The sequence below is a fragment of the Pseudokineococcus marinus genome (genome assembly GCF_013004605.1).
Lineage (GTDB): Bacteria > Actinomycetota > Actinomycetes > Actinomycetales > Quadrisphaeraceae > Pseudokineococcus > Pseudokineococcus marinus.
The window spans coordinates 1-8,685 of the sequence record NZ_JABEMA010000128.1; the positions used below are offsets into that span (position 1 = coordinate 1).

Annotated in this window: 7 protein-coding genes; all 7 read right to left on the reverse strand. The window is 75.6% G+C overall.

Features of this window, described 5'->3' with window-relative positions:
- Positions 1-317 precede the first annotated feature (317 nt).
- Positions 318-1,676 (reverse strand): M16 family metallopeptidase, encoded by a 1,359-nt coding sequence (locus HLB09_RS09620; protein WP_171203166.1) that lies wholly within the window; start codon positions 1,674-1,676, stop codon positions 318-320.
- Positions 1,676-3,922, reverse strand: coding sequence for a polyribonucleotide nucleotidyltransferase (locus HLB09_RS09625; RefSeq protein ID WP_322790108.1), 2,247 nt, complete (start codon positions 3,920-3,922; stop codon positions 1,676-1,678). The genes HLB09_RS09620 and HLB09_RS09625 overlap by 1 nt, the downstream gene beginning before the upstream one ends.
- Before the next feature lie 328 nt (positions 3,923-4,250).
- Complete coding sequence (gene rpsO / locus HLB09_RS09630; protein WP_171203167.1) at positions 4,251-4,520, reverse strand: 30S ribosomal protein S15; 270 nt, start codon at positions 4,518-4,520, stop codon at positions 4,251-4,253.
- Positions 4,521-4,665: 145 nt separating this feature from the next.
- Positions 4,666-5,658 carry a bifunctional riboflavin kinase/FAD synthetase gene (locus tag HLB09_RS09635; RefSeq protein ID WP_171203168.1) on the reverse strand — a complete coding sequence of 331 codons (993 nt, stop codon included), beginning with the start codon at positions 5,656-5,658 and terminating at the stop codon, positions 4,666-4,668.
- A gap of 134 nt (positions 5,659-5,792) precedes the next feature.
- Positions 5,793-7,259, reverse strand: a complete 1,467-nt coding sequence (locus tag HLB09_RS09640) for a sugar porter family MFS transporter (RefSeq protein ID WP_171203169.1) — start codon at positions 7,257-7,259, stop codon at positions 5,793-5,795.
- A 126-nt stretch (positions 7,260-7,385) separates the two neighbouring features.
- The gene (locus HLB09_RS09645; RefSeq protein WP_212770842.1) at positions 7,386-8,603 is read right to left on the reverse strand and encodes a TRM11 family methyltransferase; all 1,218 of its coding nucleotides are present in this window, start codon (positions 8,601-8,603) and stop codon (positions 7,386-7,388) included.
- Positions 8,600-8,685 (reverse strand): hypothetical protein (locus HLB09_RS20355; RefSeq protein ID WP_409372995.1); only part of this gene is annotated, 86 nt, incomplete at its 5' end. The genes HLB09_RS09645 and HLB09_RS20355, both read right to left, overlap by 4 nt.

The following is an 8,685-nucleotide window of genomic DNA, read 5'->3' on the forward strand; positions in this document are numbered from 1 at the left end:
AGCGTCCGCACCCCGCTGACGACGCCGGACGCGGACCCGACCGAGCGTCCGCACCCCGCGGACGGCGCCGGACGCGGACCCGACCGAGCGTCCGCACCCCGCGGACGACGTCGGACGCGGACCCGACCGAGCGTCCGCACCCCGCGGACGGCGCCGGACGCGGACCCGACCGAGCGTCCGCACCCCGCGGACGACGTCGGACGCGGACCCGGTCGAGCGCCGCCCACCGCGGGCGGTGACGCGCGACACGCGCCGAGACCGACGGAGGGCGGGCACCCGGTGCCGGGTGCCCGCCCCTCCGTCGGTCTCGTGAGTGCTCAGGGCGCGACGGCCACCAGGTCGTCGTCGAAGGGCCCGACGACGACGAGCGAGCGCGGGGCGTCGAGCAGCTCGCCCGCGAGCGCGACGACGTCGTCCGCGGTGACGGCCGCGATCCGCCCCAGCGCCTCGTCGACGCCGGTCCAGCGGCCGTGGACGAGCTCGGCGCGCGCCAGGCGCGTCATGCGGGCGCCGGAGTCCTCCATGCCGAGGACGAGGGAGCCGGACAGCTGGCCGCGGCCGCGGCGCAGCTCGTCCTCCCCCAGGCCGTCGCGGGCCAGGAGCGCCCACTGCTCGGCGAGGAGCTCGACGACCTCGGGGACGCGGGCCGGCGTGCACCCGGCGTAGAGGCCGAAGAGCCCGTCGTCGGCGTAGCCGGCGTCGAAGGCGTACGTCGAGTAGGCGAGGCCCCGCTTCTCGCGGACCTCCTGGAAGATCCGCGAGCTCATGCCGCCGCCGAGGACGGCGACGAGGACGCCCATCACCCAGCGGCGCTCGTCGGTCGCCGTGAGGCCCGGGCCCCCGAGCAGGACGTGCGCCTGCTCGGTGTCGCGCTCGACCGTGACGACGCCGCCGGGGCCGCGGCGGCTCGGCACCAGTCGCCCCGCGGTCGCGGCCCGGCGCGGGAGCGGGTCGGGCGCGTCGCCGACGGGCCAGCCCGCCTCGGCGAGGGCCCCGCTGACGAGGTCGCAGACGGCGTCGTGCTCGAGGCCGCCCGCCGCGGTGACGACGAGGCCCTCGGGCACGTAGTGGCGGCGGTAGTGGTCCGCGACGGCGTCGCGCGTCGCGCGACGGATGTCGTCCGGGGTGCCGCCGATGGGGCGCCCCAGCGGGGTGTCGCCGTGGACGGCGAGGGCGAAGCGCTCCTGCGCGACGTCCTCGTCGTCGTCCTCGGCCGCCGCCAGCTCCTCGAGGATGACGCCGCGCTCGCCGTCGACGTCCTCGGCCCGCAGCACCGCGGAGGTGACCATGTCGCAGACGACGTCCACGGCCACGGGCAGGTCGGCGTCCAGCACCCGGGCGTAGTAGGAGGTGGTCTCCTTGCCCGTGGCGGCGTTGGCGTCGCCGCCGACCTCGTCGAGGGCGACGGCGATGTCCATGGCCGAGCGGCGCCGGGTGCCCTTGAAGAGCAGGTGCTCGAGGAAGTGCGTCGAGCCGCGCTCGTGGTCGGCCTCGTCACGGCTGCCCACGCCGACCCAGGCGCCGAGCGTCGCGGACCGCGCGCCCGGCACCTGCTCGGTGAGGACCCGGACGCCGCCGGGCAGGCGGGTGCGGCGCACGCGCGCACCCGCCCGCCCGGCGGCGTCGTGCTCGAGCCACCCGTCGGGGCCCTCGAGCGTGGTCAGGTCGACCGGCATCAGATGTTGGCGGCCTCCGCCTGCTGGCCCTGGGCGTCGCCGGAGGCGTCGCCCTCGCCCTCGGCGAGCACGGGCTCGAGGGAGAGCTTGCCGCGCGGGTCGATCTCGGCGATCTGGACCTGGACCTTCTGGCCGACGCCGAGGACGTCGTCGACGGAGTCGATCCGCTTGCCGCCCACCATCTTGCGGATCTGCGAGATGTGGAGCAGGCCGTCCTTGCCCGGCGTGAGGGAGATGAAGGCGCCGAACGTCGTCGTCTTGACGACGGTGCCGACGAAGCGCTCGCCGACCTCCGGCATCTGCGGGTTGGCGATGGCGTTGACCATCGACCGCGCCGCCTCGGCGGACGGGCCGTCCGTCGCGCCGATGTACACCGTGCCGTCGTCCTCGATGGAGATGTCGGCGCCGGTCTCGTCCTGGATCTGGTTGATCATCTTGCCCTTGGGGCCGATGACCTCGCCGATCTTGTCGACCGGCACCTGGACGGCGATGACGCGCGGCGCGTGCGGGCTCATCTCGTCGGGCGCGTCGATGGCCTCGGCCATGACGTCGAGGATGTGCAGGCGCGCGTCGCGGGCCTGCGTCAGCGCGCCGGCGAGCACCGAGGCGGGGATGCCGTCGAGCTTGGTGTCGAGCTGGATCGCCGTCACGAACTCCTTGGTCCCGGCGACCTTGAAGTCCATGTCACCGAAGGCGTCCTCGGCGCCGAGGATGTCCGTGAGCGCCGCGTAGCGGGTCTCGCCGTCCACCGTGTCGGAGATGAGGCCCATGGCGATGCCGGCGACCGGGGCGCGCAGCGGCACACCGGCGTTGAGCAGCGACAGGGTCGAGGCGCAGACCGAGCCCATCGACGTCGAGCCGTTGGAGCCCAGCGCCTCGGAGACCTGGCGGATCGCGTAGGGGAACTCCTCGCGGCTCGGCAGGACGGGGACGAGCGCGCGCTCGGCGAGGGCGCCGTGGCCGATCTCGCGGCGCTTGGGCGAACCCACGCGGCCGGTCTCGCCCGTGGAGAAGGGCGGGAAGTTGTAGTTGTGCATGTAGCGCTTGCGCGTCTCGGGGCCGAGCGAGTCGATCTGCTGCTCCATGCGCAGCATGTTGAGCGTCGTGACGCCGAGGATCTGCGTCTCGCCGCGCTCGAAGAGCGCCGAGCCGTGGACGCGCGGGAGCACCTCGACCTCGGCGCCGAGCGTGCGGATGTCGGCCGGGCCGCGGCCGTCGATGCGGACGCCGTCGCGCAGGACGCGCTGGCGCACGAGGGCCTTGGTCAGCGAGCGGAACGCCGCCGAGACCTCCTTGTCGCGCCCCTCGAAGCGGTCGGCGAGCTCGGCGCGCACGGCGCCCTTGACCTCGTCGAGCGCGGACTCGCGCTCCTGCTTGCCGGCGATGGTGAGGGCCTGCGCGAGGCGCTCCGAGCCGGCCTGCTCGACCGCCGCGTAGACGTCGTCGGAGTAGTCCAGGAAGCGCGGGAACTCCTGCGTCTCCTTGGCGGCCGCGTCGGCGACCTGCTGCTGCGCGGCGCACAGCTGCGCGATGAAGGGCTTGGCGGCCTCGAGCCCGGCGGCCACGACCTCCTCGGTGGGCTTCTGGGCGCCCTCGGAGACCAGCGTCCACGCGTCCTCGGTGGCCTCGGCCTCGACCATCATGATCGCGACGTCGGCGTCGTCGCCGGAGCCGACGACCCGGCCGGCGACGACCATGTCGAAGACGGCGCGCTCCATCTGGCTGTGCTTGGGGAAGGCGACCCACTGGCCGTCGACGAGCGCCACGCGGACGCCGCCGACCGGGCCCGAGAAGGGCAGGCCGGAGAGCTGCGTCGAGAGGGACGCGGCGTTGATGGCGAGGACGTCGTAGGCGTCGTCGGGGTGCAGCGCCATCACCGTGATGACGACCTGGACCTCGTTGCGCAGGCCCGAGACGAACGACGGGCGCAGCGGCCGGTCGATGAGGCGGCAGGTGAGGATCGCGTCCGTGCCGGGGCGGCCCTCGCGGCGGAAGAACGAGCCGGGGATGCGGCCCGCGGCGTACATGCGCTCCTCGACGTCCACCGTGAGGGGGAAGAAGTCGAAGTGGTCCTTGGGGTTCTTGCCGGCCGTCGTGGCCGACAGGAGCATCGACTCGCCGTCGAGGTAGGCGGCGACGGAGCCGGCGGCCTGCTTGGCCAGGCGGCCCGTCTCGAAGCGGATGGTGCGGGAGCCGTGCGAGCCGTTGTCGATGACGGTCTCGACGGCGGTGGGGGTGGTCTCCACGAGGAGGTCTCCGTTCGTCGGGTCTGCCGCACCGGTCCTCCGGTGCAGCGGGGCGACGACGGGCCGGTGCCCAGGTGTGGGCGTCAGGGTGCGAGGCCAGTTCCCGATCGAGGCCCACGGGCCGGCGCGCTGCGCGCCTCCCGGGGGCCACCACCGAGGACCGGCTCTCCGGCTCGTCGGCACCCGTGGTCGCGGTGCCCGGCGGGGCCGGGTCGCGCTCGGGACTGCGGTGGTGCGGTGCGGCGGTCGTGCCGCGGGTGGTTCGGCGCCCGGGCGGGCCCGGACGCACCGACGCCGCCCCCTCACCTGAGGGGGCGGCGTCCGGGGGTCAGCGGCGGATGCCGAGCCGGCCGATCAGCTCGCGGTAGCGGTTGACGTCCTGCTTGGCGACGTACTTGAGGAGCCGGCGGCGCTGGCCGACCAGCAGCAGCAGCCCGCGGCGGCTGTGGTGGTCGTGCTTGTGCTCCTTGAGGTGCTCGGTCAGGTCGGTGATGCGCTTCGTGAGCATCGCGACCTGCACCTCGGGCGAGCCGGTGTCGCCCTCGTGCGTCGCGTACTCGGTCATGATCTGCTGCTTGGTGGCGGCGTCGAGGGGCACTGCTCTCCTTGGGTCCGTTGCGCGGTGCGCCGGGGCACGTCCACCCGGGCTCTCTGGGTCCGCGGCCGATCAAACGGCCCCGCCAGGGTAGCAGCGGGCGCGCCGGGGCCCGACGGCTCGCCGAGGTCGCCCCGACGGGCCCTCGTCAGCGCCCCGGGACGGGCGCCGCCGCGTCGAGCACCTCGCGGGCCCGGTCGACGTCGCGCGCCATCTGCGCGCAGAGGGCCTCCACGCCGTCGAAGCGGAGGGTCTCGCGCAGGCGCTCGACGAGCTCGACGCGGACCCGGACGCCGTAGAGGTCGAGCGGGCTGCCGTCCGGGACGTCGAGGACGAAGGCCTCCACCCGCCGCTCGAGGCCGTCGAAGGTCGGGTTCGTGCCGATGGAGACGGCGGCGGGGCGGCGATCGCCCGGGCGGACGCCGCCGCCCGGGGCGCCGCCGTCCAGCGCGGTGAGCCAGCCGGCGTAGACGCCGTCGGCGGGCACGAGCCCCTCGGCGCCCGCGGAGAGGTTCGCCGTCGGGTACCCGAGCTCGCGGCCCCGGTGGTCCCCGTGGACGACCTCGCCGACGACGCGGTGCGGGCGGCCGAGGACGTCGGCGGCCCCCCGGGCGTCACCGGCGGCGAGCAGCTCGCGCACCCAGGAGGACGACCAGCGCCGGCCGGCGGAGACGGCGTCGTCGAGCACGACGACGTCGACGCCGAGCTCGGACGCCAGCTCGCGCAGCACCGCGAGGTCGCCGGCGTTGCCGGCGCCGAACCGCACGTCGTGCCCGACGACGAGCACCCGCGCGCCCAGGTCGCGCACGAGGTCCTCCGCCACCCACTCGCGCGGCGTCCGGGCCGCGAGCGCGCGCGTGAAGGGCAGGACGACGACCCCGTCGAGGCCCGTCCCCCCGAGCAGCTCGAGCCGCTCGTCGAGGCCGGTCAGCAGCGCGGGCGCCCGGTCGGGGTGGAGGACGTGGAGGGGGTGGGGGTCGAAGGTGACGGCCAGCGAGCGCAGGCCGCGCTCGCGGGCGACGCGCACGACCTCGTCGAGCAGGACGCGGTGGCCGCGGTGCACGCCGTCGAAGTTGCCGACGGCGACGACCGAGCCGCCCGGCGCCGACGGCACCTGCTCCGCTCCGTACCAGCGCTCCACGCGGGGCCGCCCCTCTCACCTCCGGGCCCGTCCCGGTCGCTCCCACTGTGCCAGGCCGGCGCGACGGCGCCCCGGCGGGGCCGCCCGCGCGCTCGCGCCGGGGGCGGTCCGCGCCGGGGCGCCGCGGGCAGGTGTCAGGTGCCGGCGCGGGCGGGCGCCGACTGCTTGTCCGTGCCCATGTCCTCCAGCTCGACGCCGTTCGTCTCGACGACCTTGGTCTTGACGAAGAGGAAGGACAGCGCCGCGAAGACGGTGTAGATGAGGTACGTCGCCCACAGCGAGACGTCCTGGGAGAGCACCGGGAACGTCACCGTCACGATGAAGTTGGCGATCCACTGCGCGGAGGCCGCCACCGCGAGGGCGGCGGCGCGGATGCGGTTGGGGAACATCTCGCCCAGCAGGACCCACACCACGGGACCCCACGAGGCGCCGAAGGCGATGACGAAGAGGTTGGCGCCCACGAGGGCCACGGGGCCCCACCCGGTCGGCAGCGAGACGTCGTCCTGGCCGGGCACGACGGCGGCCTGCGTGAAGGCCAGGGTGACGGCCCCGAGCCCGAGCACCATGCCGGCGGAGCCGGCCATGAGGAGCTTGCGGCGGCCGACCTTGTCGACGAAGGCGACGGCGACGAAGGTCACGAGGACGTTGAGCACGGCCGTGAAGACGGAGATCGTGAAGGAGTCCGACTCGTCGAAGCCGACGGACTGCCACAGCGTCGTCGAGTAGTAGAAGATCACGTTGATCCCGACGAACTGCTGCAGGACCGACAGGATGATCCCGGTCCAGACGATCGGCTGGAGCCCGAGGCGCGGCCCGCGCAGGTCGCGCATCGAGGGCTCGTCCTCGCGCTGGAGGCTCTTGCGCACGGCCTGCACGAGCGCGTCGGCGTTGCGGGCGTGCAGCGAGTCCCGGAAGACGGCGACCGCGCGCTGCGTCTGGCCCTTGGCCACGAGGTAGCGCGGCGACTCGGGGATGAGCAGCGCGAGGATGCCGAAGACCACGGCCGGGACGGCCTCGGCCAGGAGCATCCAGCGCCAGGTGTCGAGCCCCGCGAAGGTGCCGCTCGCGCCGCCGTCGGCCGCGCCGGCGAAGAAGGCGTCCGACAGGAGCGCGGCGAAGATGCCGAGCGTGATGGCGAGCTGCTGGAACGACGCGAGCCGGCCGCGGATCTTGCTCGGCGAGATCTCCGCGATGTAGGCCGGGGCGATCACCGAGGCGATGCCGATGGCGACGCCGCCGACGACGCGCCAGAAGGTGAGGTCCCAGGGCGTGAAGGCGAAGCCGGAGCCGACCGCTGACGCGAGGAAGAGGACCGCCGAGACGAGCATGACGCGGGTGCGCCCGATGCGGTCGGCGAGCGGCCCGGCGAACCACGCGCCGACGGCGGAGCCGAGCAGCGCCACCGCGACGACGAAGCCGATGACGAAGGACGACAGCTCGTACTGGCCCTGGATCGCCGAGACCGCGCCGTTGATGACGGAGGAGTCGAACCCGAAGAGGAAGCCGCCGACCGCGGCCGCCAGGGCCAGGGCCACCGCCTTGCGGTTGCTGTCGCGGCGGGCCGGCGGCGCCGCGCCCCCGCTCTGCTCGCTGCTGCTCATGCCGGTCTCCGTCCGCGTGCCGCGACGCGCAGGGTGCGGCGCCGCGCGGACCGTTCTACGCCCAGCGGCCTCCCGGCGCAGCGCGAAGATCGTCGGGCCTCCGGCGGGGAGGGCGGCCGCCCGCGATCAGCCTGCGGCGGCGGCGGGGGCCCGGCCCGGGCGGCGCGCGAGGACGAGGTCGCGGTGCACCGCCTGGTCGACGCGGTGCGCGAGGGCGCCGTCCTCCCCCGCGGCGAGCACCTCGAGCCCGTGGCGCTCGAGCAGCGCGACGACCTCCGGGCGCGGCAGGACGTGCGTGTTCCACGACATCGCGAGGACGCCGCCGCGCCGCAGCAGCGGCACCCAGACGGGCAGCGCCCGCTCGAGCAGGTCCCGGGGGCCCCGATCTCGTCCACCCCTGTCCCTGCCGGTGGCACCGCCCCGACCGGCGCCGGCGCCGGCGGGACCACGGCCGCCGGCACGGGCGCTGCCGTGCTGGACGCCGTAGGGCGCGTCGGTGACGAGGAGGTCGAACGAGCCGTCGGCCAGGACGGGGCCGACGGCGGCGGTGTCGGCGCGCAGGACCTCGAGGACCTGGACGTCGCCCGCCCGGGCGGCCTCCTTGGACGGCGAGACCTCGACCCGCAGGCGCTCGCCCAGCACCGCGCCCGCCACCTTCAGGCGGCCGGCGTCGACGGTGTGCTTGAGGCGCTTGGTGCGCAGCCACCGCACGAGGAAGGCGCGGTGGGCGTCGACCTCCCCGGCGTCCACCTCCACGCCGGTGGCGTCCATCCCCGCCATGAGAGCCAGGTGCAGCGTCGTGCCGCGCCCCGCGAGCGGGTCGAGCAGGCGGAGGCGGCGTGCGGCGGCCGGCGCTCCCCCCACCGCACCCGCCGGGCCCTCCTCGAGCGCCGCGACGGCGAGGTCCAGCAGCAGGCGCGTGACGTGCTCGTTCGTCTTCCCCGGGTACTTGGGGATGGTCAGGAGGTCGTCGTCGTAGAGGTCGACGGCGGGCAGCGGCACGGGGACGAGGGCCTCCGCGCCGTCGGGCAGGGCGCGGCGCTCGAAGAGGGCGTGGGCGGTCGACGCCGAGGCGACGGCCCGCCGGCTCCGGTCGTCGAGGTCCCCGGGGCTCGAGAGGACGACGTAGGGCAGGCCGGCGACCTGCTCCACCGCGACGTCGACGGGCCGACCGCCCGCGCCCAGCACGAGGACGAGCTCGGCGGCGAGCAGCCGGGGGGCGTCCCCGGCGTAGACGCGGTTGGCCACGGGCGTCACGAGCACCGCCCAGCGGCGCGCGCCGGGCACCGCCCCCTCCGCCCGGCCCGGCCCCTCGGACGGGCCCACGCCGTCGGGGGCGCTCACGCCGGCCGCAGGACGAGCGTCGGCCGGGTCCGGCCGTCCTCGTCGCGGACGAGGGCCACGAGGTCGCCCGCCGGGTCGAGGG

Excerpts from the sequence above, each read along its gene's own strand:
- HLB09_RS09640 (WP_171203169.1), bottom strand. The coding sequence starts at position 7,259 with ATGAGCAGCAGCGAGCAGAGCGGGGGCGCGGCGCCGCCGGCCCGCCGC.
- HLB09_RS09620 (WP_171203166.1), bottom strand. The coding sequence starts at position 1,676 with ATGCCGGTCGACCTGACCACGCTCGAGGGCCCCGACGGGTGGCTCGAG.